The 25,167-nt window shown below is 71.6% G+C and carries 18 protein-coding genes and 1 tRNA gene; 15 read left to right on the forward strand and 4 right to left on the reverse strand.

What is annotated here, in order from left to right; translation table 11 throughout:
• Together ACZ6AQ_RS00785 and hrpB are read left to right on the forward strand one after the other, a co-directional pair.
• Nucleotides 1–867 carry a class I SAM-dependent methyltransferase gene (locus ACZ6AQ_RS00785; protein ID WP_468756464.1) on the forward strand — a complete coding sequence of 289 codons (867 nt, stop codon included), beginning with the start codon at nt 1–3 and terminating at the stop codon, nt 865–867.
• A 120-nt stretch (nt 868–987) separates the two neighbouring features.
• Nucleotides 988–3,552: an ATP-dependent helicase HrpB gene (gene hrpB, locus ACZ6AQ_RS00790; RefSeq protein WP_468756466.1), complete on the forward strand. Its 2,565-nt coding sequence runs from the start codon at nt 988–990 to the stop codon at nt 3,550–3,552.
• A gap of 458 nt (nt 3,553–4,010) precedes the next feature.
• On the opposite strand, the gene ACZ6AQ_RS00795 is transcribed toward hrpB, so the two are convergent.
• Nucleotides 4,011–5,912 (reverse strand): lytic transglycosylase domain-containing protein, encoded by a 1,902-nt coding sequence (locus ACZ6AQ_RS00795; RefSeq protein WP_468756467.1) that lies wholly within the window; start codon nt 5,910–5,912, stop codon nt 4,011–4,013.
• A gap of 323 nt (nt 5,913–6,235) precedes the next feature.
• Here ACZ6AQ_RS00795 and ACZ6AQ_RS00800 point away from each other — a divergent pair, with 323 nt between their 5' ends.
• The gene (locus ACZ6AQ_RS00800) at nt 6,236–7,132 is read left to right on the forward strand and encodes a DUF4184 family protein (RefSeq protein WP_468756469.1); all 897 of its coding nucleotides are present in this window, start codon (nt 6,236–6,238) and stop codon (nt 7,130–7,132) included.
• 78 nt (nt 7,133–7,210) lie between these two features.
• Here the strand turns inward: ACZ6AQ_RS00800 and polA are convergent, their stop codons facing one another.
• Nucleotides 7,211–9,922 (reverse strand): DNA polymerase I, encoded by a 2,712-nt coding sequence (gene polA, locus ACZ6AQ_RS00805; protein WP_468756470.1) that lies wholly within the window; start codon nt 9,920–9,922, stop codon nt 7,211–7,213.
• A 122-nt stretch (nt 9,923–10,044) separates the two neighbouring features.
• Here polA and ACZ6AQ_RS00810 point away from each other — a divergent pair, with 122 nt between their 5' ends.
• From ACZ6AQ_RS00810 to ACZ6AQ_RS00850, 9 genes are all read left to right on the forward strand, one after another.
• The gene (locus ACZ6AQ_RS00810) at nt 10,045–12,327 is read left to right on the forward strand and encodes an FdhF/YdeP family oxidoreductase (protein WP_468756472.1); all 2,283 of its coding nucleotides are present in this window, start codon (nt 10,045–10,047) and stop codon (nt 12,325–12,327) included.
• Between the two features lie 61 nt (nt 12,328–12,388).
• The gene (locus ACZ6AQ_RS00815) at nt 12,389–12,892 is read left to right on the forward strand and encodes a PaaI family thioesterase (protein WP_468756473.1); all 504 of its coding nucleotides are present in this window, start codon (nt 12,389–12,391) and stop codon (nt 12,890–12,892) included.
• Between the two features lie 159 nt (nt 12,893–13,051).
• Nucleotides 13,052–13,201, forward strand: a complete 150-nt coding sequence (locus tag ACZ6AQ_RS00820; RefSeq protein ID WP_468756475.1) for a hypothetical protein — start codon at nt 13,052–13,054, stop codon at nt 13,199–13,201.
• Nucleotides 13,198–13,578 carry a hypothetical protein gene (locus ACZ6AQ_RS00825; RefSeq protein WP_468756476.1) on the forward strand — a complete coding sequence of 127 codons (381 nt, stop codon included), beginning with the start codon at nt 13,198–13,200 and terminating at the stop codon, nt 13,576–13,578. The genes ACZ6AQ_RS00820 and ACZ6AQ_RS00825 overlap by 4 nt, the downstream gene beginning before the upstream one ends.
• A 494-nt stretch (nt 13,579–14,072) precedes the next feature.
• On the forward strand, nt 14,073–15,317 hold the full coding sequence (locus ACZ6AQ_RS00830) for a branched-chain amino acid ABC transporter substrate-binding protein (RefSeq protein ID WP_468756478.1): 1,245 nt from the start codon (nt 14,073–14,075) through the stop codon (nt 15,315–15,317).
• A 113-nt stretch (nt 15,318–15,430) separates the two neighbouring features.
• Nucleotides 15,431–16,363 (forward strand): branched-chain amino acid ABC transporter permease, encoded by a 933-nt coding sequence (locus ACZ6AQ_RS00835; RefSeq protein ID WP_388691628.1) that lies wholly within the window; start codon nt 15,431–15,433, stop codon nt 16,361–16,363.
• Between the two features lie 5 nt (nt 16,364–16,368).
• On the forward strand, nt 16,369–18,102 hold the full coding sequence (locus tag ACZ6AQ_RS00840; RefSeq protein ID WP_468756479.1) for a branched-chain amino acid ABC transporter permease: 1,734 nt from the start codon (nt 16,369–16,371) through the stop codon (nt 18,100–18,102).
• Nucleotides 18,103–18,106: 4 nt separating this feature from the next.
• Nucleotides 18,107–19,081 (forward strand): ABC transporter ATP-binding protein, encoded by a 975-nt coding sequence (locus ACZ6AQ_RS00845; protein ID WP_468756480.1) that lies wholly within the window; start codon nt 18,107–18,109, stop codon nt 19,079–19,081.
• On the forward strand, nt 19,078–19,794 hold the full coding sequence (locus ACZ6AQ_RS00850) for an ABC transporter ATP-binding protein (RefSeq protein ID WP_388691620.1): 717 nt from the start codon (nt 19,078–19,080) through the stop codon (nt 19,792–19,794). Before ACZ6AQ_RS00845 ends, ACZ6AQ_RS00850 begins: the two co-directional genes overlap by 4 nt.
• 82 nt (nt 19,795–19,876) lie before the next feature.
• Here the strand turns inward: ACZ6AQ_RS00850 and ACZ6AQ_RS00855 are convergent, their stop codons facing one another.
• Nucleotides 19,877–20,536, reverse strand: coding sequence for an ANTAR domain-containing response regulator (locus ACZ6AQ_RS00855; RefSeq protein ID WP_467392172.1), 660 nt, complete (start codon nt 20,534–20,536; stop codon nt 19,877–19,879).
• Nucleotides 20,537–20,645: 109 nt separating this feature from the next.
• On the opposite strand from ACZ6AQ_RS00855, the gene ACZ6AQ_RS00860 reads away from it, so the two are divergent.
• Both ACZ6AQ_RS00860 and ACZ6AQ_RS00865 read left to right on the forward strand, forming a co-directional pair.
• Nucleotides 20,646–20,720: transfer RNA gene (locus ACZ6AQ_RS00860), tRNA-Leu, on the forward strand.
• 117 nt (nt 20,721–20,837) lie between these two features.
• Nucleotides 20,838–21,611 carry a helix-turn-helix domain-containing protein gene (locus ACZ6AQ_RS00865; protein WP_468757051.1) on the forward strand — a complete coding sequence of 258 codons (774 nt, stop codon included), beginning with the start codon at nt 20,838–20,840 and terminating at the stop codon, nt 21,609–21,611.
• A gap of 18 nt (nt 21,612–21,629) precedes the next feature.
• Here ACZ6AQ_RS00865 and pyk read toward each other — a convergent pair whose 3' ends face one another.
• A complete protein-coding gene (gene pyk, locus ACZ6AQ_RS00870) occupies nt 21,630–23,057 on the reverse strand; it encodes a pyruvate kinase (RefSeq protein WP_468756481.1) in 1,428 nt (475 codons plus the stop codon).
• Between the two features lie 306 nt (nt 23,058–23,363).
• Between pyk and ACZ6AQ_RS00875 the strand changes: the two genes are divergently transcribed.
• Entirely contained in the window at nt 23,364–25,166 is a 1,803-nt protein-coding gene (locus ACZ6AQ_RS00875) for a 5'-nucleotidase C-terminal domain-containing protein (protein WP_468756483.1), read from the forward strand.
• The last annotated feature ends 1 nt before the right edge of the window (nt 25,167 follow it).

Genomic DNA, 25,167 nt, shown 5'->3' on the forward strand with positions numbered 1-25,167 from the left:
ATGAACCAAGAGCACGGACACGACGACGGGACCGGGGACGCGGCCGACGGGGCGGAGGCGACCCGGCGTGACGCGGGAGACGCGGAGAGCAGCCGGGCGAGCCGCGGATGGTGGGACCGCAACGCCGACGAGTACCAGAACGAGCACGGCTCCTTCCTGGGCGACGACCGCTTCGTGTGGGGTCCCGAGGGGCTGGACGAGGCCGAGGCCGGACTCCTCGGCCCGGCCGGCGCGCTGAAGGGCCTGGACGTCCTGGAGATCGGCGCGGGCGCGGCGCAGTGCTCGCGGTGGCTGGCGGCCCGGGGGGCGCGGCCGGTGGCGCTCGACCTCTCGCACCGGCAGCTCCAGCACGCGCTGCGCATCGGCGGGGGCGTGCCTCTGGTGGAGGCCGACGCGGGGGCGCTGCCGTTCCGGGACGGCTCCTTCGACCTGGCCTGCTCCGCGTACGGGGCGGTGCCGTTCGTCGCCGATCCGGTGCGGGTGTTCCGCGAGGTGCGCCGGGTGCTGAGGCCGGGCGGCCGCTGGGTGTTCTCGGTGACGCACCCGATCCGCTGGGCGTTCCCCGACGAGCCCGGACCCGAGGGCCTCTCCGTCGCGGCGTCCTACTTCGACCGCACGCCGTACGTCGAGCAGGACGAGGAAGGGCGGGCGGTGTACGTGGAGCACCACCGGACGATCGGGGACCGGGTGCGGGACGTGGTGGCCGGCGGGTTCCGGCTGGTGGACCTGGTCGAGCCGGAGTGGCCGGCCTGGAACAGCCAGGAGTGGGGCGGCTGGTCCCCTCTGCGGGGGAACCTGATCCCGGGCACGGCGATCTTCGTGTGCGAACGGGCGGAGCGGGCGGGACGGACGGAGCCGGCGGAGTAGCCGTGAGGCCGGGGGCGGGCCCCGTTGTCCACAGGGTGGCCGACCATACAAGTCGTACTTACAGGTGGGCCCTGTGGACAGCGGGGCCCGCCCTTTCCCTTCGCGTACGAGACTGAGTGCGTGATCCGAAACGACGTACTCGACCGTCTCCCCGTCCGCCATGCCGTCCCCGAGCTGCTCGCGGCGCTCGCGGAGCGCGGTGCGGCGGTGCTGTCCGCCCCTCCCGGCACCGGCAAGACGACGCTGGTGCCGCTGGTGCTGGCGGGGCTCGCGGGGGACGGTCCGGCGCGGAGAGTGCTGGTGGCGGAGCCCCGCCGGATGGCGGTGCGGGCCGCGGCGCGGCGGATGGCGTGGCTGCTCGGCGAGGAGGTCGGCGGCGCGGTCGGCCTCTCCGTGCGCGGCGAGCGGCGGGCCGGCCCCGCCACCCGGGTCGAGGTGGTGACCACGGGCGTTCTGCTCCAGCGGTTGCAGCGCGACCCGGAGCTGGCGGGCGTCGACGCGGTCCTGCTCGACGAGTGCCACGAGCGCCACCTGGACGCCGACACCGCCATGGCCTTCCTGGTGGACGTGCGGGCCACCCTGCGGCCGGAGCTGGCACTGATCGCGGCCTCGGCGACGAGTGACGCCGGGGCGTGGTCCCAATTGCTCACGGTCCTCGACGGCAGCGGACCCGCGCCGATCGTGCGGAGCGAGGGCGAGGGGCACGGGTACGCGGTCCGGTACGCCGCGCCGCCCGCCGGGATCAGACCCGCGCACGGCACGTGGGTGGACCCGGCGCTGCTGCGTCACGTGGCGGCGACGGTCCGGCTCGCCCTGGAGCGGCACGAGGGCGACGTCCTCTGCTTTCTGCCGGGCACCGGGGAGATCGCGCGGACGGCGGGCCTGCTCGCCGGCCTGGACGCGGAGGTGCTCCAGCTGCACGGGCGGGCTCCGGCGGCGGTGCAGGACGCGGTGCTGCGGGGCACCGGTCCGGGCGGGCGGCGCCGGGTGGTGCTCTCGACGTCGGTGGCGGAGTCGAGCCTGACGGTTCCGGGGGTGCGGGTCGTGGTGGACTCGGGACTCGCGCGGGAGCCCCGGACGGACCACGCCCGGGGGCTCGGGTCGCTGGCGACGGTCCCGGTGTCGACGGCGGCGGCGACCCAGCGGGCCGGCCGCTCGGGACGTGAGGCGCCCGGCGTGGTCTACCGCTGCTGGGCGGAGGCGGAGGACGGCAGCCGGGCGCGCTTTCCCTCCCCCGGGATCAGGGTCGCTGACCTGGCGGACTTCGCCCTGCGGGTCGCCTGCTGGGGCGACCCGACGGCCGGGGGGCTCGCGCTCCTCGACGCGCCGCCGGCCGGGGCGATGGAGGCGGCCCGCGCGGTCCTCGGGTCGATCGGGGCCGTGGACCCGGCGGGCCGGGCCACCGACCGGGGGGTGCGGTTGTCCCGGCTCGGGCTCCACCCCCGGTTGGGGCGCGCCCTCCTGGACGGTGCGGCGGAGGTCGGGACACGGCGGGCCGCCGAGGTGGTCGCGCTGCTCGGCGAGGAGCCGCCGCGCGACTACGGGGACGATCTGGTGGCGGCCTGGCGGGCGGCCCGCCGGGACTCGGACGCGTACGGCGCGCGCTGGAGGGCGGAGGTCCGCCGTCTGGAGCGGGCGGTCGGCGCGGCCGGGGACGGGGACGCGGCGACCGGGCGGGACTCCGCACCGGGGGCCGGAAGGAGCGACGACGCCGTGGCCGGTCTGGTGACGGCGCTGGCCTTCCCGGAGCGGGTGGCCAGGGCCCGGGAGCAGGGCGGCCATCTGATGGTGTCGGGGAGCGGGGCGCGGCTCGCCGAGGGCTCCGGTCTGGGGTCCGCGCCGTGGCTGGCCGTGGCGGTGGCGGACCGTACGGCGCGGGACGCCACGGCGCGGGTGCGGCTGGCGGCGGTGGTGGACGAGGCCGTGGCACGGCGGGCGGCCGGGCATCTGCGGTCCACCGGGGAGGAGGTCCGCTGGGAGGACGGGGACGTGGTCGCGCGGTCGGTGGACCGGCTGGGCGCGATCGAGCTGACGGTCCGCCCCCTGGGCACCAGGGCCGACCCCGCGCTCGTCCGGGAGGCGCTCCTCGACGGTCTGCGGCGCGAGGGGCTCGGACTGCTGCGGTGGAGCCGGGAGGCCGTGGAGCTGCGCGAGCGGCTGGCCTTCCTCCGCCGGGAGGTGGGAGAGCCATGGCCGGACGTGTCGGACGGGGCGCTGACCGACCGGGCCGGGGAGTGGCTGGAGCCCGAGCTGTCACGGGCGGGGCGGCGCGCCGATCTGGGGCGGATCGACGCGGGCGAGGCCCTGCGACGGCTGCTGCCGTGGGCGTCGGGCGAGGCGGGCCGGCTGGACGAGCTGGCTCCGGAACGGATCGAGGTGCCGAGCGGGTCCCGGATACGGATCGCGTACGGGGGCGACCGGCCGGTGCTGGCGGTGAAGCTCCAGGAGATGTTCGGACTGGCGCAGACGCTCCGGGTGGCGGGGGTGCCGGTGCTGGTCCACCTCCTCTCCCCCGCCGGGCGGCCCGCGGCGGTCACGGCCGACCTGGCCTCGTTCTGGCGGGACGGCTACCGGGCGGTGCGGGCGGAGTTGAGGGGCCGCTACCCGAAGCACCCGTGGCCGGAGGACCCGTCCGCGGCGGCGGCGACCCGGCACACGAGCGCGCGGCTGAGAGGAGCGCGATGACGGGAGGAGCGGTGTCCGGAGGGACACGGTGACCGGCGGCTCGGTCCTGGACCCGGTCATACCTGGACCCGGCCGGACCTGGACCCGGCCGGACCTGAACCCGGCCGGACCTGAACCCGGCCGGACCTGAACCCGGGCGAATTCGGGGCCGGCCGAATTCGGGGCCGGCCGGGGCGGGCGTTGCCGAATCTGCCCCCGGCCGGGGGCGGGGCCCTGCCGGGGTGGAGCAGGCCCTGCCGGCCGGGGCAGGGCGAGCCCGGTCGGGGCGGGGCGAGCCTGGTCGGGGCGGGCCGGGACGGGGCCCGGCGCCGAGGAGGGGCCGGGGGAACGTCGGGCCGCCGGGACGCTCCCGTGACATGGGCGCGGGAAGAAGGCGTGCCGGGGGCGGGAACGCGAGCGCCGCCCCGTCCGGGGTGGACGGGGCGGCGCGGAAGGACACGGCGCGGAAGCGCGGGTTGTCAGCCCGGGGAGGAGGGGGTGGAGCTGGGTGAGGCGGTCACCTTCGACGAGGCGGTGGCTCCGGGCGAGGGGGCGGCCACGGGCGAGGAAGTAGCCTCGGGCGACGCGGGAGCCGAAGGCGTCGGTTCCGGGGTCGGCGTGGGCGTAGGTGTGGGGGTGGGGGTGGGCGTGGGGGTGGGGGTGGGCGCGGTGACCGTCAGTTCGACGAAGGCGGTGCCGCCACCGCGCGCGGTCAGCCTGAGGTAGAACGTGCCCGCCTTGTCGCCCGCGAGGAGCGACCCCTTCGCGAAGGTGAGGAGCCCGTCCGTGCCGGTCGGGAGGGTGACGGTACGGAGGGACGTGTTCTTGAAGGCCGGGCCGTCGGTGCTCGGCTTCGGGTCCGTCTTCGAGGTGACGATCTCCGCGGTGACGAGCACGCCCGGAGCGAGAGCGCCCTTGTTGGTGGCCCTGACCTGCACCTGCTGGTCGAAGACGCCGCCGGTGGTGGCCGGCAGGGAACCGTCGCCGACGAGGGTGAGGGCGTCCGCCTGCCGCTCCGTGACGGTCGCGGCGAAGTCGGCGACCAGGTTCCGGCCCACGACGGTGGCCCGGACCGTGAACGATCCCGTCTTCCCGCCGGCCCGCAGCGCGGGAGAGGTGGCGTTGCCCGCCGGGGTGGTGGCGACGGTGGCGGTGACCGCGCCGCCGGAGAAGCGGGCGTCGGTGGTTCCCACGATCTCGAAGCGGACCTTCACCCCGGCGACCGGCTTGCCCCGGGCGTCGAGCGCCGCGACCCGGGGGGCTCCCGTGAAGTCGCTGTCCGTGGTCGTGGTCAGCCGACCGTTGGCCACGATCGCGAGCCGCGTCACCTTGGCGGCCGACAGACCGGCCGGCAGGGCGACCGGCGGCTTGGCCGGGCTCGTGGGCGACGGGGTGGCCGGTCCGGGGCCGCCCGGCACGGACGGCTTCGGCGTCTGGGTGCCCGGCCGGGGCGCGGGAGTCGTCGGGGCGGGCGAGAACGGCGTGGTGAAGGGCGGACGGCTGCTGCCGCTGTCGCTGCGGTCGACCGGCAGCACTCCCGTGCCGTCCGGGACCTGGTGGGTGCCGCGCTTGTAGTACTCGACCCAGGACAGGACCGTGTTCAGGTACTCCGTCGAACGGTTGTAGCTGAGGATCGCCCGGTCGAGGTCGGCCTTGAGCGCGAGGTTGCGGTCGTTGGCGCACAGGTAGAGACCGGCGGCCTGCGCCGCGTCGTAGATGTTGTTCGGGTCCTTCTTCCCGTCGCCATTGGCGTCCTGGCCCCACGTGGCCCAGGTGGACGGGATGAACTGCATCGGGCCGACGGCACGGTCGTGGAGGGTGTCGTTGTCGTACGCGCCCCGGTCGGTGTCGGAGATGTTGGCGAAACCGACACCGTTGAGGACGGGACCGAGGATCGGCGAGAGGGTCGTGCCGTTGGCGTCGACCCGGCCGCCGCCCGCCTGCCCGGACTCGACCTTGCCGATGCCGGCGAGCAGTTGCCACGGCAGGTTGCAGCCCGGATCGGTCGAGCGGATCGACTGCTCGGCCCGCTTGTAGGCGGAGAGGACGGTCGCGGGTATGCCGGCCTCGGCCGGTCCGTTGATCACCGGCAGGACGGTGCCCGCCCCGGGGGTCGCACCGGGCTTGTTCGGGGTGTTCAGCGGCGGCAGGTCCGTGTAGTACGGCGAACCGCCGGTCGCGGAGCCGCCGCCGGCCGCGGAGCCGTCACCGGACGGCTGGACGGAGTCGCCGGCACCGATGGCCCGGTCACCACTCGCGTTGTCCGTGGCCGGCGGAGCGGCCTCCGGCGCCTGTGAGGCGGCGAGTGCGGCGACCGCCGCGGCCACCACCGCTCCACTGGTGGCCCCCCTGCGCAGCCGGCGTCCGATGCGCTCCGTCATGTTCTTCGTCCCCTCCCCGTCGACTACGGTTCCGCGCTCCCCGCGCGTGGCCTCCGGCGACCCTATGCCAAGTCCGGACCGACGCCTACCGGTGCGTAACCGGGTTTCACGCTTTCGTCACCTCTCCCGCCCCGCCCCGCCGGACGGGGCGGGAACCGGGAGGAGGGTCCGGCTCCTCTTCTACTGCAACCGATCATGTACCGACAACCGCCAACCAGAAACCGACAGTCGGCGAGCGGAAACCGTCGCCTGTCGTTCGCCGCGACCGCGATCACGACCGTCGTTCGCCGTGTCCGCCACCACCGGAACTCCGGGAGCCCGCCTTGCCGTTCACACTGAGCCATGCCGCCGCCGTCCTGCCCGGACTGCGCCGGAACGGGACGGCGCGCGGACCACTGGTCGCGTCCGCCCTCGTCGCGGGTTCCTTCGCGCCCGACACGACCTACTTCGCCGCCACGGTGTTCCCCGGCGCGATGGCCTTCGGGGACGTCACGCACTCCCCCGCCGGGATCGTCACGGCCGACGTGCTGATCACCGCCGTACTCCTCGCCCTGTGGCTGACCGTGCGCGAACCGCTCACGGCGCTGCTGCCCGCCCGGTGGCGGGGCACCGTGTACGGACTCGTCGCGGGCCGTCCCCGGCGGGGCCCGCGTCCGGCCGCGCTCGCCGGGTGGTTCTTCCTGTCGGCCGTCCTCGGCGCCACGACCCATGTGCTGTGGGACTCGTTCACCCATCTCGACCGCTGGGGCACCCGGGCCGTCCCCCTGCTCGCCGAGATCGTGGCCGGCTTCCCGTTCTACCTCTACGTCCAGTACGGGAGTTCGGCGCTGGCCCTGGGGCTGCTCGGCTGGTTCACGGTCCGGGCGCTGCGCTCCACCGAGCCGGTGGAACTGCCGTCCGGGGTGCCCGTCCCGGGCCGCCGCGGGCGGCTCGTCGCGGCCGGGCTCATCGGCGCCTGCGTCCTCGCCGGAATCGCCCACCGGGTGCTGCGCTGGGCCGCGTACTGGGGCTGGGACCGGATCGAGACGCCCCTGGACATCATTCCGACGGCGTGCTTCGGAGCCGGTGCCGGACTCGCCGCCGGTCTCGTGCTGTACGGGGCGGGCGCGCGGCTGCTGGGACCGTCGCCCGCCCCGGCCGGGGATCACGCCGACCGTCCCGGACCGGAGGGCGAGGACCGGGCGCCCCGGCCGGAGCGTTCCCGTCAGGAATCGCGCTGACCGCTCCGGACCGGCTCCGCCCCGTCCCCCGACCGGCGCCAGGGACGGAGCGGAACGGGGCGGGGCCGTGCGGCGGTGTCAGTGCGCGGCGGAGTCCCAGTCCCGGCCGACGCCGACGGAGACGTCGAGCGGGGCGCGCAGCTCGGCCGCGCCGGACATCTGCTCGCGGACCAGCGCCTCGACCTGCTCGCGCTCGCCGGGAGCGAGTTCGAGCACGATCTCGTCGTGGACCTGGAGGAGCATCCGGGAGGCGAGGCCCGCCTCCGTCAGCGCCCGGTCCACGTTCAGCATGGCGACCTTCACGATGTCGGCGGCCGTGCCCTGGATGGGGGCGTTGAGCGCCATCCGCTCGGCGGCCTCGCGGCGCTGCCGGTTGTCGCTGTTGAGGTCGGGCAGGTAGCGGCGGCGGCCCAGCATCGTCTCGGTGTACCCGGTGGCGCGGGCCTCGTCGACGACCCGGCGCAGGTAGTCCCGCACCCCGCCGAAGCGCTCGAAGTAGGTCTCCATCAGGACGCGGGCCTCGGCCGGGTCGATGGTCAGCTGCTGGGCGAGGCCGAAGGCGGAGAGGCCGTAGGCCAGGCCGTACGACATGGCCTTGATCTTGCGGCGCATCTCGGCGTCCACGGCGGACCGCTCCACGCCGAAGACCTGGGAGGCGACGGTGGTGTGCAGGTCCTCGCCGGAGGTGAAGGCGTCGAGCAGGCCCTCGTCCTCGGAGAGGTGGGCCATGACGCGCAGTTCGATCTGGCTGTAGTCGGCGGTCATCAGCGCCTCGAAGCCCTCGCCGACGACGAAGCCGTGGCGGATGGCCCGGCCCTCGTCGGTGCGCACCGGCACGTTCTGCAGATTCGGGTCGGTGGAGGAGAGACGGCCGGTGGCGGCGACGGTCTGGCTGAAGGTGGTGTGGATGCGGCCGTCGGCGGCGACGGTCTTGATCAGGCCCTCGACGGTGGAGCGGAGCCGGGCCTGCTCGCGGTGGCGGAGCATGATCACGGGCAGCTCGTGCTCGGTCTGGCCGGCCAGCCAGGCGAGCGCGTCGGCGTCGGTCGTGTACCCGGTCTTGGTCTTCTTGGTCTTCGGGAGGTTCAGCTCGCCGAAGAAGACCTCCTGGAGCTGCTTGGGCGAGCCGAGGTTGAACTCGTGGCCGACGGAGGCGTGGGCCTCCTTCACGGCCTGCTGGACGGCGCCGGCGAACTGCTGCTCCATCGCCTCCAGGTGCTCGCGGTCGGCGGCGATGCCGTGCCGCTCCAGACGGGCGAGGAGGGCCGAGGTGGGCAGCTCGACCTCGTGGAGCAGTTCCCTGGCCCCGACCTCGCCGAGCCGCTCGTCGAAGGCTCCGCCGAGGTCGAGGACGGCACGGGCCTGGGACATGAGGGCCTCGGCCTCCGCGGTGTCCTCGGCGCCGAAGGCGAGCTGTCCGTCCGCGGCGGCGGCCGGGGCCAGCTCGCGGCCGAGGTACTCGACGGAGAGCGCGTCGAGGGCGAAGGAACGCCGGCCGGGCTTGACGAGGTAGGCGGCGAGGGCGGTGTCCATGGTGACGCCCGCGACGCTCCAGCCGTGCTCCGGGAAGACCCGCATGGCGCCCTTGGCGTTGTGCATGACCTTGGGCCGGTCGGGGTCGGAGATCCACGCGGCCCAGGCCCGCTCGTCGGCCTCGTCGATCTCGCTGGGATCGAACCAGGCGGCGGCTCCCCCGGCGGCGGCCAGGGCGACCTCGCTGACGCTGCCGGTGCCCAGGGCCCAGCTGTCGACGGTGGCGACGCCGAGGGGCTCGGTGCCGTGCTCGGCGAGCCAGGGGGCCAGCTCGCCGGCGGAGAGGACGGAGGCGTCGAGCTCGACGCCCGCCGCCGGGGCCGGCGCGGCCTCCTCGCCCGCGCCCGGGTCGACCGCGAGGAGCCGCTCGCGCAGCGAGGGGTTGCGGATCTCCAGGGTGTCCAGGACGAGGGCGACCGCCGCGCGGTCGTACGGCTCGCGGGCGAGGTCGGCCACGGCCTTCGGCAGCTCGACGTCGCGGACCATCTCGGTCAGGCGGCGGTTGAGCTTGACCGACTCCAGGTGGTCGCGGAAGTTCTGCCCGGCCTTGCCCTTGACCTCGTCGGCACGCTCCACCAGCTCGGCGAAGGAGCCGAACTGGGTGATCCACTTGGCGGCGGTCTTCTCGCCGACGCCGGGGATGCCGGGCAGGTTGTCGGACGGGTCGCCGCGCAGGGCCGCGAAGTCGGGGTACTGCGAAGGCGACAGACCGTACTTCTCCTGGACCTTCTCCGGGGTGAAGCGGGTCAGCTCGGAGACGCCCTTGGTCGGGTAGAGCACGGTGACGTGGTCGGTGACCAGCTGGAAGGAGTCCCGGTCGCCGGTGACGACGAGGACGTCGAAGCCCTCGGCCTCGGCCTGCGTGGCGAGGGTGGCGATGACGTCGTCGGCCTCGAAGCCGTCGACGGCGAAGCGCGGCGCGTTCATCGCGTCGAGCAGTTCGCCGATCAGCTCGACCTGCCCCTTGAACTCGTCGGGCGTCTTCGAACGGTTCGCCTTGTACTCGGGGAACTCCTCGGACCGCCAGGTCTGCCGGGACACGTCGAACGCGACCGCGAAGTGGGTGGGCGCCTCGTCGCGCAGCGTGTTCGCCAGCATCGAGGCGAACCCGTAGATCGCGTTCGTCGGCTGTCCGGTCGCGGTGGTGAAGTTCTCCACGGGCAGCGCGAAGAACGCCCGGTACGCGAGCGAGTGCCCGTCCATGAGGAGCAGGCGGGGGCGGGGGTCTGCGGTCTTCTTCGATGCTGTCTGGGCCACGGGACGATCCTGCCACGGCCCACCGACAATCCCGTCCCCACCGGCCGGGGTGCCGGGCCGCCGGTGCCCCGTGACAGGATCGGGACGTACCCCGCAGGATGGATCGCCCGAGGGAGAGCGCGATGGTCAGCAAGCCGCCGGCCGGTGACCCGGTCCAGGACGCACCGCAGGTCACGCCGCCGCAGCACGCCGCCGCCGGGTTGCCCGCCGTCGGACACACCCTGCGGATCGCCCGGGAACAGATGGGGGTCCTGCGCACCGCGCGGACCCTCCTCGGGGTCAACCAGAAGAACGGCTTCGACTGTCCGGGCTGCGCCTGGCCCGAGGGGGACGAACGGCACGTCGCGGAGTTCTGCGAGAACGGCGCGAAGGCGGTCGCCGAGGAGGCGACGCTGCGCCGGGTCACCCCGGAGTTCTTCGCCGCGCACCCGGTGGCGGACCTGGCGGAGCGCAGCGGGTACTGGCTGGGGCAGCAGGGCCGCATCACGCAGCCGATGCTCCTGCCGGAGGGCGGCGACCGGTACGAACCGGTGACCTGGGAGCGGGCCTTCGGGATCCTCGCGGAGGAGCTGCGGGCCCTGGACTCCCCGGACGAGGCCCTCTTCTACACCTCGGGCCGCACCAGCAACGAGGCCGCCTTCCTGCTCCAGCTCTTCGCCCGCGAGTTCGGCACCAACAACCTGCCCGACTGCTCCAACATGTGCCACGAGTCCTCGGGTTCGGCCCTGACGGAGACCCTCGGCGTCGGCAAGGGCAGCGTCACCCTGGAGGACCTGCACCGGGCGGACCTGATCGTCGTGGCCGGACAGAACCCGGGGACCAACCACCCCCGGATGCTGTCCGCCCTGGAGAAGGCGAAGGCCGCGGGCGCCCGGATCATCTCGGTGAACCCCCTGCCCGAAGCCGGCCTGGAGCGGTTCAAGAACCCGCAGACCCCCCGGGGCATGCTCCGGGGCACCGCCCTCACCGACCTCTTCCTCCAGATCCGGATCGGCGGCGACCAGGCCCTCTTCCGCCTCCTCAACAAGCTGCTCCTGGCCACCCCGGGAGCGGTCGACGAGGACTTCGTCCGCGAGCACACCCACGGGTACGAGGAGTTCGCCGCGGCCGCGGCGGAGGCCGACTGGGACGAGACCCTGGCGGCGACCGGCCTGGAGCGCTCCGAGATCGAACGGGCCCTGGAGATGGTCCTCGCCTCGGAGCGGACGATCGTCTGCTGGGCCATGGGCCTCACCCAGCACAAGCACTCCGTCCCGACCATCCGCGAGGTGGTCAACCTCCTGCTGCTGCGCGGCGCCATCGGGCGGCCGGGCGCGGGCGTGTGCCCGGTGCGCGGCCATTCGAACGTGCAGGGCGACCGCACGATGGGCATCTTCGAACGCCCCGCGCCCGCCTTCCTCGACGCCCTCGACAAGGAGTTCGGGATCGTCTCGCCGCGCCACCACGGCTTCGACGTGGTGCGCTCCATCCAGGCGCTGCGCGACGGCGAGGCGAAGGTGTTCTTCGCGATGGGCGGCAACTTCGTGGCGGCGACGCCCGACACGGAGGTGACCGAGGCGGCGATGCGCCGGGCCCGGCTGACCGTCCACGTCTCCACGAAGCTGAACCGCTCGCACGCGGTCACGGGCACGCGCGCGCTGATCCTGCCCACCCTCGGCCGCACCGACAAGGACGTCCAGAAGGGCGGACGGCAGTTCGTCACGGTCGAGGACTCGATGGGCCTGGTGCACACCTCCCGGGGAAACCTGCCCCCGGCGAGCCCGCACCTGCTGTCGGAGCCCGCGATCGTGGCACGGATGGCGCGGGCCGTCCTCGGCGACGCCTCGGCCACGCCCTGGGAGGAGTTCGAGGCCGACTACGCCCGCGTCCGGGACCGCATCGCGCGCGTCGTGCCCGGCTTCGAGGACTTCAACGCGCGGCTCGCGGCGAACCCGGGCGGCTTCGCGCTGCCGCACGCCCCGCGCGACGAGCGCCGCTTCCCGACGAGGACCGGGAAGGCGAACTTCACGGCCGCGCCCGTCGAGTACCCGAGGGTGCCGGAGGGCCGGCTGCTACTCCAGACGCTGCGCTCGCACGACCAGTACAACACCACGATCTACGGCCTGGACGACCGCTACCGGGGCATCAAGGGGGGCCGCCGGGTCGTCCTCGTGCACCCCGAGGACGCGGCGGCGGCCGGCCTGTCCGACGGGGCGTACGCGGACCTGGTGAGCGAGTGGACGGACGGCAGCGAGCGGCGGGCGCCCGGGTTCCGGGTGGTGCACTACCCGACGCCCCGGGGGTGCGCGGCCGCCTACTACCCGGAGACGAACGTCCTCGTGCCGCTGGAGTCGACGGCGGACGTCAGCAACACCCCCGCGAGCAAGTCCGTGATCGTCCGTCTGGAACAATCCCCTTCCACCTGAGCAAGCGCTTAGGCGGATATCGCGCGGGCGAAAGCCGCACCAGGACGAACGGAGCCGGGCCATGGGTGAACAGCAGCACGTGAAGTTCCCGCAGGAGGTCATCGACGAGTACGCGGCGCTGGGCGTCGACCTCCCCGCCCTCTTCTCCGCCGGACACCTCGGCGACCGGATGGGCGTGCGGATCCTGGAGGCATCGGCCGAACGGGTCGTGGGCACCATGCCGGTGGAGGGCAACACCCAGCCGTACGGACTGCTGCACGGCGGCGCGTCGGCGGTGCTCGCCGAGACGCTGGGCTCCGTCGGAGCGATGCTGCACGGCGGCACCTCCCGGATCGCGGTCGGCGTCGACCTCAACTGCACCCACCACCGCGGGGCCCGCAGCGGTCTGGTGACCGGCGTGGCCACCCCCCTGCACCGCGGACGGTCCACCGCCACGTACGAGATCGTGATCACCGACGAGCAGGACCGGCGGGTCTGCTCGGCCCGGCTGACCTGCATGCTCCGCGAGATCACCCCCAAGGACGCCGACACCCACCCCGGGACGGACCGGCCGAACGGCTCCTGAACGCGAACCACGGAGCACGGAACGGAACCGGCGGGGGCGGCGCGCGAAAGCGCCGCCCCCGCCGGCGCGTCCACCCCCTTGCCCCCGGCCGCCGCGAGCGCTTCACTGGCGGACCTCCCGCCGGGGAACACCGGCACCGCTCCCACCGAGGAGTCCGACATGGCCACCGCACACCCCGCCCACGCACCGGCCACCGCACCGGCCACCGCCGTCACGGACGACACGCCCTGTCACACCGACGACGACGCATACCGGCCGCAACCGACCGGCGCCCCCGCCCTTCCGGCCCCGCACGTCCTCCTCCCGTGAACGGCGGGCGGCCCCGCGCCGCCACGACCGCGCTCGCCGCGCTCCTGACCGCCTGCGTCCTCCTCCCGGCCGGCGGCTGCGGCGCGCCCGAACCGACCGCGCCCCCCGCCAGGACCCCCGAGGACATCTGCACGGATCTCGTCTCGTACTGGGTGAAGAAGGCCCTGGAAGGCAGCCCGTGGGCGGGGCTCGACTGGGAACAGAAGGGCCTTTCCAACCAGCAGTACGAGATCCACGACGACGTGCTCGCGGCCGCCCGCGCCGAGGAACGACGGGCGGGACGCCGGGCGGCCTCGGCCCTCGCCGACCGGGAATCACGACGGCGCTGCGAGGAGACGAAGGGCGCGACGAGGAGCTCGGAGAACTGGCGGCCGTGACCGGAGCTCCCGGACCGGCGGACCGGACGAACGATCTCGGCCACCACCGCCCTCACTCTGCGTAACGTCCGCGCGATGTCCGGAGCGCACGCTCCGACCGCCCCCTCCGTCCGCTCACGGAAAGGCCCGTGTCCGATATCCGGAGAGTCCCCGCACCGCGCCGACAGGAGCATGATCCTCTCAAGCCCCTTAGCGGAACTGGGAATTCTCACCATGTGAACACCGCGCTACCGACCACTGTGCCCGGGTTTGACCACCCGCCACACACGGCATCCGCCCCTCGGCATAACAAGACAGTCACATCCTGACCCCTGCGCTCCCCGACCCTCCCCACCTGCGCCTAGAGTCACGGCCAGTCACCGCGCCGCCGGGCGCCCCCACTGCACGGCCCCACTCGATCCAGTACGGCCCGGCACGGAAAACGGCACCTCCAGCTCCACAGCTTCACGGCACCGCCTCAGCTCGAGGGGGCCGCGCCAGGGAAAGGATTCTTCGTGCGACACCGTTCACTGCTCATCCTCACCAGTGTGCTCACCACCGGAGCGCTCACCCTCACCGCATGTGGTTCGCGCGACGACAAGGGCGGCGCCGGCGACGGAAACGGCGGCGGCGGCAGCACCACGACCGTCGTCATCGGCGTCGACGCCCCCCTGACCGGCTCCCTCTCCGCCCTCGGCCAGGGCATCAAGAACTCCGTGGACCTCGCGGTCAAGACCGCCAACAAGAACAACGAAGTCCCCGGCGTCACCTTCAAGATCGAAGCCCTCGACGACCAGGCCGTCCCCGCCTCCGGCCAGGCCAACGCCACCAAACTGGTCGGCAACAAGGACGTCCTCGGCGTCGTCGGCCCCCTGAACTCCGGCGTCTCCCAGCAGATGCAGGGCGTCTTCGCCGCCGCCAACCTCGCCCAGGTCTCCCCCGCCAACACCAACCCCGCCCTCAGCCAGGGCGACAACTGGGGCAAGGGCGAGAAGAAGCGCCCCTTCAAGACCTACTTCCGCACCGCCGCCACCGACGTCGTCCAGGGCAAGTTCGCCGCCCAGTACCTCTTCAAGGACGCCGGCAAGAAGAAGGTCTACGTCGTCGACGACAAGCAGACCTACGGCGCCGGCCTCGCCGCCATCTTCAGCGACGAGTTCAAGCGCCTCGGCGGCCAGGTCGTCGGCACCGACCACGTCACCGTCAAGGAGACCGACTTCTCCGCGACCGCCGACAAGGTCAAGACCTCCGGCGCCGACTCCGTCTACTTCGGCGGCCAGTACCCCGAGGGCGGCCTCCTCTCCGACCAGATCAAGAAGACCGGCGCCAAGATCCCCGTCATGGGCGGCGACGGCCTCTACGACCCGGCCTTCATCAGCGCCTCCGCCGAAACCAACGACGGCGACCTCGCCACCTCCATCGGCTACCCCGTCGAGAAGCTCGACACCGCCAAGAAGTTCATAGCCGACTACAACGCCGGCGGCTACAAGGACCCCTACGCGGCCTACGGCGGCTACTCCTACGACGCCGGCTGGGCCATCGTCCAGGCCGTCAAGGCCGTCGTCGCCGCCAACGGCGGCAAGGTCCCCACCGACGCCCGCGCCAAGGTCACCGAAGCCCTCGGCAAGGTCGCCTTCGACGGCGTGACCGGCAAGGTCGCCTTCGACGAGTACGGCGACACCACCAACAAGCAGCTCACGGTCTACAAGGTCGAGGGCGGCAAGTGGACCGACGTCAAGAGCGACACCTTCAACCAGTAAACCCCCACCCGGCACCCCGCCGGGAACCCCGCACCACCTGAACCGAACCGCGCGAGGGCGCAAACAGCGCCCTCGCGCGGAGTCATATCCGACAAGCTCATCGGAGGCCTGCGGTGAACGAACTGCCGCAACAGCTGGCCAACGGCCTGGCCCTCGGTGCCCTCTATGGCCTCATCGCCATCGGGTACACCATGGTCTACGGCATCGTCCAGCTCATCAACTTCGCCCACGGCGAGATCTTCATGATCGGGGGCTTCGGCGCCCTCACCACCTACACCGCTCTGCCGAGCGGAACGTCCCTTCTGGTGGCGATACCGCTCATGATCGTCGGTGGCGCGATAGCCTCCGTGGCCGTCGCCACCGCCGCCGAACGCTTCGCCTACCGCCCGCTGCGCGGCGCCCCCCGACTGGCCCCGCTCATCACCGCGATCGGCCTGTCCATCGCCCTCCAGCAGCTGGTCTGGCAGTTCTACCCCGACGCCAAGAAGGCCGTCAGCTTCCCCGAGTTCAAGGGCGACTCCTTCCAGATCGCCGGCAACCTCTCCATCCAGCGCGCCGACGCCTTCGTCCTCGTCCTCGCCCCCCTCTGCATGCTCGCCCTCGGCGTCTTCGTCTCCAAGAGCCGCAGCGGCCGCGCCATGCAGGCCACCGCACAGGACCCCGACACCGCCAAGCTCATGGGCATCAACACCGACCGCATCATCGTCATGGCCTTCGCCATCGGCGCCGCGTTCGCCGCCGTCGCCGCCGTCGCCTACGGCGTCGACAAGGGCCAGATCAACTTCGAGATGGGCTTCATCCTCGGACTCAAGGCCTTCACCGCCGCCGTCCTCGGCGGCATCGGCAACATCTACGGCGCCATGGTCGGCGGCGTCGTCCTCGGCATCGCCGAATCCCTCTCGATCGCCTACATCGAGGACGTCCCCGGCATGCAGCAGCTCGGCGGCGGCGCCTGGGCCAACGTCTGGGCCTTCGTCCTCCTCATCCTCGTACTCCTCGTGCGGCCCCAGGGCCTGCTCGGCGAACGCGTCGCGGACAGGGCGTGAGCACCATGACCGAAAACCAGCCCAAGAACCCCGCCGCACCCAAGTCCACCGCCCTGCTGTGGACCGTCGTCGGCGGCAGCCTCGCCACCCTCGCCAGCACCTTCCTCGCCTGGACGTGGACCACCGCCTTCCCCGGCAACCTCACCGTCTACGGCTACCCGGCCGAACTCCAGCTCCTCACCCTCGTCGGAGCCGTCCTCACCGCCGCCCACGCGCTCTCCGCGCTCGGCATCAAGGGCCTCGGCTGGCTCACCCCCAACGGCGCCCGCAAGGCCACGTGGATCCTGGCCCTCGGCACCTTCGCCACCACCCTCTTCACCGCGCTCGCGATCATCGTGGAACTCGGCGCCCTTGTCGACCTGGAGCCCGGAGCCGGCATCGCCGTCCTCGCCTCCGCCGTCCCCGCGATCGCCGCCCACAAGCTGCCCGACGACACCCGCAAGGCCGCACCCGCCAAGGAACTCCCCTCCTGGGCCGAGATCCTCGTCATCGCCGCCGTCTTCGCACTCGGCCTCTTCGTCGTCACCTTCGGCATCGACACCGACGACTCCGAACCGCAGCTCTTCGTCGCCTTCCTGATCCTCGTCGGCTTCGCCGCCACCGCCCTGATCAAGTCCGGACTCGTCGCCCGCATCTCCGCGATCACCGCCCGGAACCGCCAGGTCACCGTCACCGCCAGCCTCGTCGCGGCGATCGCCTTCCCCTTCATCCAGCAGAGCGGCGACACCTACACCCTCATCGCGGTCAACATCCTCATCTTCGCGACCGTCGCCCTCGGCCTGAACATCGTCGTCGGCCTCGCCGGACTCCTCGACCTCGGCTACGTCGCCTTCCTCGGCGTCGGCGCCTACACCGCCGCCCTCGTCTCCGGCGCCACCTCCTCCGCCTTCGGCGTCCAGTTCCCCTTCTGGGCCGCCGCACTCACCGGCATGGCCGCCTCCCTGGTCTTCGGCGTCGTCATCGGCGCCCCGACCCTGCGCCTGCGCGGCGACTACCTCGCCATCGTCACCCTCGGCTTCGGAGAGATCTTCCGCATCGCCATGGGCAACCTCGACGGCACCTCGGGACCCCAGATCACCAACGGCCCCAACGGCATCCCGAACATCCCCCAGCTGGAGTTCTTCGGCTACAACTTCGGCGAGTCCCACACCGTCCTCGGCATCGAACTCGGCGCCTACGCCAACTACTACCTCCTGATGATCCTGGTCATGGCCCTGGTCGTCATCGTCTTCTCCCGCGCCGCCAACAGCCGCATCGGCCGCGCCTGGGTCGCCATCCGCGAGGACGAGACCGCCGCCACCGCCATGGGCATCAACGGCTTCCGCGTCAAACTCGTCGCCTTCGCCCTCGGCGCCGCCCTCGCCGGCCTCGCCGGCACCGTCCAGGCCCACGTCAACACCACGGTCGTCCCCGAGAACTACGTCTTCGCCGGCCCCGTACCGCCGAACTCCGCGTTCCTCCTCGCCGCCGTCATCCTCGGCGGCATGGGCACCATCAGCGGCCCCATCCTCGGCTCCGCGCTCCTCTTCCTGATCCCGGCCAAGCTGCAGTTCCTCCAGGACTACCAGCTCCTCGGCTTCGGCATCGCACTCATCCTCCTCATGCGCTTCCGCCCCGAGGGCCTCATCGCCAACAAGCGCGCGAAGCTCGAATTCCACGAGAACGACGAACAGCCCGCCGTACCCGAACCACGACCCTCCGAGGAGTCGGGCATCGGCACGGCGAAGGCGGGGGCGTGACGCCATGACCACCACCCAGAACACCGCCACGACCGCCACCGTCCTCGACGCCAGCGGGGTCACCATGCGCTTCGGCGGCCTCACCGCCGTCCGCGACGTGAACCTCACCGTCCGCGAAGGCGAGATCGTCGGCCTCATCGGCCCCAACGGCGCCGGCAAGACCACCTTCTTCAACTGCCTCACCGGCCTGTACGTCCCCACCGAGGGCCAGGTCAGCTACAAGGGCACGGTCCTCCCGCCGAAACCCCACCTGGTCACCCAGGCCGGCATCGCCCGCACCTTCCAGAACATCCGCCTCTTCTCCAACATGACCGTCCTGGAGAACGTCCTCGTCGGACGCCACACCCGCACCAAGGAGGGCCTCTGGTCCGCCCTCCTGCGCGGCCCCGGCTTCAAGAAGGCCGAAGCCGCCTCCCGCACACGCGCCATGGAACTCCTGGACTTCGTCGGCCTCGCCCACAAGTCCGAACACCTCGCCCGCAACCTCCCCTACGGCGAACAGCGCAAACTGGAGATCGCCCGCGCCCTCGCCAGCGACCCCGGCCTCCTCCTGCTCGACGAGCCGACCGCCGGCATGAACCAGAGCGAGACCCGCACCACCGAAGAACTCGTCTTCGCCATCCGGGACCTCGGCATCGCCGTCCTCGTCATCGAGCACGACATGAAGTTCATCTTCAACCTGTGCGACCGCGTCGCCGTCCTCGTCCAGGGCGAAAAACTCGTCGAAGGCACCTCCGAGGTCGTCCAGGGCGACGAGCGCGTCGTCGCCGCCTACCTCGGCACCCCCTACGAAGGAGCCCCCGGCGCCGAAGAGGCCGCCGAGGTCCAGGCCGCCGAGGACCACTCCCACCGGACGACCACCCCGGACACCACGGCCACCCCGGACGCGAAGCCCGGGGCCACCGCGGAGACCCCGGCCGCGGAAACCGCGCCCGACTCCGGCGACGCGCACAGCACCACCGAAGGAGACTCCAAGTGACCGCGCTTCTGGAGGTCGAGGACCTCAGGGTCGCCTACGGCAAGATCGAGGCCGTCAAGGGCATCTCCTTCTCCGTCGAGGCCGGCCAGGTCGTCGCCCTGATCGGCACCAACGGCGCCGGCAAGACCACCACGCTCCGCACCCTCTCCGGCCTCATCAAGCCCACCACGGGCAGGATCGCCTTCGACGGCCGGGAACTCAGCGGCATCCCCGCCCACAAGGTCGTCTCCCTCGGCCTCGCCCACTCCCCCGAGGGACGCCACATCTTCCCCCGGCTCTCCATCGAGGAGAACCTGCGCCTCGGCGCCTTCCTCCGCAAGGACAAGGACGGCATCGAACAGGACATCCGGAAGTCCTACGACCTCTTCCCCATCCTGGGCGAACGCCGCAAGCAGGCCGCCGGCACCCTCTCCGGCGGAGAACAGCAGATGCTCGCCATGGGCAGGGCCCTCATGTCCCGGCCCAAGCTCCTCATGCTGGACGAGCCCTCCATGGGCCTCTCCCCCATCATGATGCAGAAGATCATGGAGACGATCGCCACCCTCAAGGCCGAGGGCATGACGATCCTGCTCATCGAACAGAACGCCCAGGCCGCCCTCTCCCTCGCGGACCACGCCTACGTCCTGGAGGTCGGCACGATCAAACTGTCCGGCACCGGACAGGACCTCCTCGTCAACGACGACGTCCGCAAGACGTACCTCGGCGAGGACTGACCCACCCGGCGCGAGCCGCTCACACGGAAGGCCCGTCCCGCAACACCGCGGGACGGGCCTTCCGCCGTACGGACGGACGGGGCTACTGCTGCTGCCCCCTGGCCGCCTTCTTCTCCTCCGCGTCCTCGATGACCGCCTCCGCCACCTGCTGCATCGACATGCGGCGGTCCATCGACGTCTTCTGGATCCAGCGGAACGCGGCCGGCTCCGTCAGCCCGTACTGCGTCTGCAGGACCGACTTGGCACGGTCCACCAGCTTCCGGGTCTCCAGCCGCTGCGAGAGGTCCGCGACCTCCTTCTCCAGCGCCCGCAGCTCCGCGAACCGGGAGACCGCCATCTCGATGGCCGGCACCACGTCGCTCTTGCTGAAGGGCTTCACCAGATACGCCATGGCACCGGCGTCCCGCGCCCGCTCGACCAGCTCGCGCTGCGAGAAGGCGGTGAGCATCAGGACCGGGGCGATGGACTCACCGGCGATCTTCTCGGCGGCCGAGATGCCGTCGAGGACGGGCATCTTCACGTCGAGGATCACGAGGTCCGGCCGGTGCTCGCGGGCCAGCTCGACGGCCCGCGCGCCGTCTCCGGCCTCGCCGACGACCGTGTAGCCCTCTTCCTCCAGCATCTCTTTGAGATCGAGGCGGATCAGTGCCTCGTCCTCTGCGATGACGACGCGGGTCGTCAGCGGCGGGACGTGCGACGCGTCGGCGTCGTCGACGGGCTGGGGCGACTCGGGGGCGGTCACGGGGGCTCCTCGTTCAGGCCTCTTCCAGGCAGATACAGCTCACCAAGAGCCTACCTAGCTGCGGTATGGTGGACGCGCAGAGGGTCAGGGAAAACCTTTGATTCTGCGGGCCCCGGTAGCCCAATTGGCAGCAGGCAGTGGATTCAAAACCCACACAGTGTCGGTTCGAGTCCGACCCGGGGCACTTTTCCTTCGATTCGAAGGTCGCAAGTGACGAGTGATCGTCACCCACACGCGTGAACTCCGTCGATCGACGCAAAGCCATCACGGTGAACCAGTCACGATCGACTGCGTGTACGACATGGGAACCCGTCAACAGGCACTCGTCCTTCTGCGAAGCGGTGAGAGGAACTCTGCCGTCGCCAAGATGCTGGGCGTGCCACTCGGCACGATCGGCTACTGGAAGCATGTGGATCGCGCGAAGCGCGGCGAGTGCCCAGGCAGGCGAAGCCCCTTGTGTCCACGGTGCGACGGGCGCGAACTCGACGAAGCCGCCTATGCGTACCTGTTCGGGCTCTACCTCGGTGACGGCCACATCGCCCAGAGCCGTGCCATGCGGGTTCCCAGCCTCTCCGTCTCGTGCGCCGATGCCTGGCCTGGGCTCATCGACGCGTGCGCGCGAGCCATGCAATCCGTTCTGCCCGGCAACCACGCGTCGAAGGTGCAGAGGCGGGGGTACGTGGAGGTCAAGATCTACTCCCAGCACCTCGGGTGCCTCTTTCCGCAGCACGGGCACGGCAAGAAGCACGAGCGCCGCATCGCTCTCGAAGCCTGGCAACGGAAAATCGTCGACGAGCACCCGTGGGCCTTCATCCGGGGGCTCGTCCACTCCGACGGGAGCCGGATCACGAACTGGGCGACCCGACTCGTCGGTGGCGAGCGAAAGCGGTACGAGTATCCCCGCTACTTCTTCACCAACTCGTCCACCGACATCATCGGGCTCTTCACCGACGCCCTCGACCGTGTGGGCGTTGCGTGGAAGGCCGCGAACCAGTCGCGCACCGCGCAGAACGTCTCCGTCGCCCGCAAGGCGTCCGTCGCGCTCATGGACCTGCACGTGGGGCCCAAGCACTGACACCGGGCATCGCACCGGCTAGGACAGCGCTTCGCCGATGTGGTGGACCCGGACCAGGTTGGTCGAGCCCGCGACGCCCGGCGGGGAGCCGGCCGTGATGACCACGATGTCGCCCTTCGCGCAGCGGCCGATCCGGAGCAGTTCCTCGTCGACCTGGGCGACCATCGCGTCCGTGGAGTCGACGTGCGGGCCGAGGAAGGTCTCGACGCCCCAGGTGAGGTTGAGCTGGGAGCGGGTGGCGGGGTCGGGGGTGAAGGCGAGGAGGGGGATCGGGGAGCGGTAGCGGGAGAGGCGTTTGACGGTGTCGCCGGACTGGGTGAAGGCGACGAGGTACTTGGCGCCGAGGAAGTCGCCCATCTCGGCGGCGGCGCGGGCGACGGCGCCGCCCTGGGTGCGGGGTTTGCTGCGTTCGGTGAGCGGGGGGAGGCCCTTGGCGAGGACGTCCTCCTCGGCGGCCCGGACGATGCGGCTCATGGTGCGGACGGTTTCGACGGGGTGGCGGCCGACGCTGGTCTCTCCGGAGAGCATGACGGCGTCGGTGCCGTCGATGACGGCGTTGGCGACGTCGGACGCCTCGGCGCGGGTGGGGCGGGAGTTCTCGATCATGGAGTCGAGCATCTGGGTGGCGACGATGACCGGTTTGGCGTTGCGCTTGGCGAGTTTGATGGCGCGTTTCTGGACGATCGGGACCTGTTCGAGGGGCATTTCGACGCCGAGGTCGCCGCGGGCGACCATGATGCCGTCGAAGGCGGCGACGATCTCCTCGATGTTCTCGACGGCCTGGGGTTTCTCGATCTTGGCGATGACGGGGAGGCGGCGGCCTTCCTCGTCCATGACGCGGTGGACGTCCTCGATGTCGCGGGCGCTGCGGACGAAGGAGAGGGCGATGACGTCGACGCCGGTGCGCAGGGCCCAGCGGAGGTCGTCGACGTCCTTGTCGGAGAGGGCGGGGACGGAGACGGCGACGCCGGGGAGGTTGAGGCCCTTGTGGTCGGAGACCATGCCTCCTTCGACGACGCGGGTGTGGACGCGGGGGCCGTCGACGGAGGTGACTTCGAGGGTGACGCGGCCGTCGTCGACGAGGATGCGTTCGCCGGTGGTGACGTCGTCGGCGAGTCCGGTGTAGGTGGTTCCGCAGGTGTGGCGGTCGCCTTCGACGGGTTCGACGGTGAGGGTGAAGGGGTCGCCGCGTTCAAGGAGTACGGGGCCTTCGCGGAAGCGGCCGAGGCGGATCTTCGGGCCTTGAAGGTCGGCGAGGACGCCGACGCTGTGGCCGGTTTCGTCGGAGGCTTTGCGGACGCGTCGGTAGCGTTCTTCGTGTTCGGTGTGGCCGCCGTGGCTGAGGTTGAGGCGGGCCACGTCCATTCCGGCGTCGATCAGCGCTTTGATCTGGTCGTACGTTTCGGTGGCGGGCCCAAGGGTGCAGACGATTTTGGCTCGGCGCATGGGTCGAGCCTAGGGCTTACCGGTGGGTAGTGGCTTCGTGCGGCGTGGCATCCCAACCACCTTTTGGTGAAGGGTGGTTGACAAGTATTGAATCTGTGCGGCGGGTTGCTCCGATGAGCGGTTCGGGTGTCTTCGGGTGGTCGGTCGCGGTGCTGTGCGGCTGTCGGTCGCGGGGGCGGGGGGTCGCCGTACATCGGACGCTTTTCCACTCCGTGACCCGGAAGACCTGTTGCCGGGGTGGCTCCTGGGTCAGAATCTACGCGCGTTGTGCGCCTGAGACGACGCCATTGAACCGAGGAGAAGCACATGCCGTTGAACCGCCGGACGTTCCTGGAGGGCTCCGTGGCCGTCGGGGCCGGGACCGCTCTCGCCGCCGGGGTCGCCGTTCCCGCAGAGGCTCATGGGGGCGGGCCTCGCCCCCGGCCGGCCAGGCGGTACTCCTTCACCGTGATGGGGACGACCGATCTGCACGGGAACGTCTTCAACTGGGACTACTTCACGGACCGGGAGTTCGACGACAAGGCGCACAACGACGTCGGTCTGGCCAAGATCTCGACGCTGGTGGACCGGGTGCGGGAGGAGAAGGGGCGGGGCAACACCCTTCTCATCGACGCCGGTGACACGATTCAGGGCACCCAGTTGTCGTACTACTACGCCAAGGTCGATCCGATCACCGCGCGCCGGGGTCCGGTGCATCCGATGGCTCAGGCGATGAACGCCATCGGGTACGACGCGGCCGCTCTCGGCAATCACGAGTTCAATTACGGCATTCCGGTGCTGCGGAAGTTCGAGGAGCAGTGCGACTTCCCGCTGCTCGGTGCCAACGCGCTGGACGCGAAGACGTTGCGGCCGGCGTTCGCTCCGTACAGCATGCACCGGTTGCGCACTCCGCACGGGCGGGACGTGCGGGTGGCCGTGCTGGGGCTGACCAATCCGGGCATCGCGATCTGGGACAAGGCGAACGTGGGCGGGAAGATGGTGTTCCCGGGTCTGGAGGAGCAGGCGGCGAAGTGGGTGCCGAAGCTGCGTTCGATGGGTGCGGACGTGGTGATGGTGTCGGCGCATTCCGGTTCGAGTGGTACGTCGTCGTACGGTGACCAGTTGCCGTACGTCGAGAACGCGGCCGGGCTGGTCGCGGAGCAGGTGCCGGGCATCGACGCGATCCTCGTCGGTCACGCGCACAGCGAGATTCCCGAGTACCGGGTGAGGAATCGGGAGACCGGCCGGGACGTGGTGCTGTCGGAGCCGTTGAAGTGGGGGCAGCGGCTGACCCTGTTCGACTTCGACCTGGTGTGGGAGAGGGGTCGCTGGTCGGTGGAGAAGGTGGGTGCGCGGGTCCTGAACTCCAATGTGGTGGAGGAGGACCCGAAGATCACGGGGCTGCTGGCGGACGAGCACCGGAAGGTGGTCGCGTACGTCAACCAGGTGATCGGGACGTCCACGACGGCCATGTCCACGGCCGACGCGCCGTGGAAGGACGAGCCGATCATCGATCTGATCAACGTGGTGCAGACGGAGACGGTGCGGGCGGCTCTGGCGGGTGGCGCGTACGCGGGGCTGCCGGTGCTGTCGCAGGCTTCCTGTTTCTCGCGTACGGCGCGGATTCCGGCGGGTGAGATCACGATCAAGGACGCGGCGGGGCTGTATCCCTTCGAGAACACGCTGGAGGCGCGGGTGCTGACGGGTGCCCAGCTGAAGGATTATCTGGAGTTCTCGGCGAAGTACTACGCGCTGACTCCGGCGGGTGCTCCGGTGGACACGGCGAAGCTGACGAACGCGGAGGGCACGCCGGATTACAACTACGACGCGGTGTCGGGTCTGACGTACGAGATCGACATCGCGAAGCCGGTGGGTTCGCGGATCGTGGGTCTGGCGTTCGAGGGGAGGCCGCTCGACCCGGCGGCGAGGTTCGTCCTGGCGGTGAACAACTACCGGGCGAGCGGTGGCGGTGCGTTTCCGCACGTGGCGGGTGCGCCGCAGGTGTGGGCGGATTCGGACGAGATCCGCAACACGATCATCCAGTGGGTGCGGGCGCGGGGGACGGTGGATCCGGCTGTGTTCGCGTCGGTGGGCTGGAGGCTGACGCGGGACGGTGTCCCGGTGTTCTGAG

The organism is Streptomyces sp. NPDC041191, assembly GCF_055591945.1.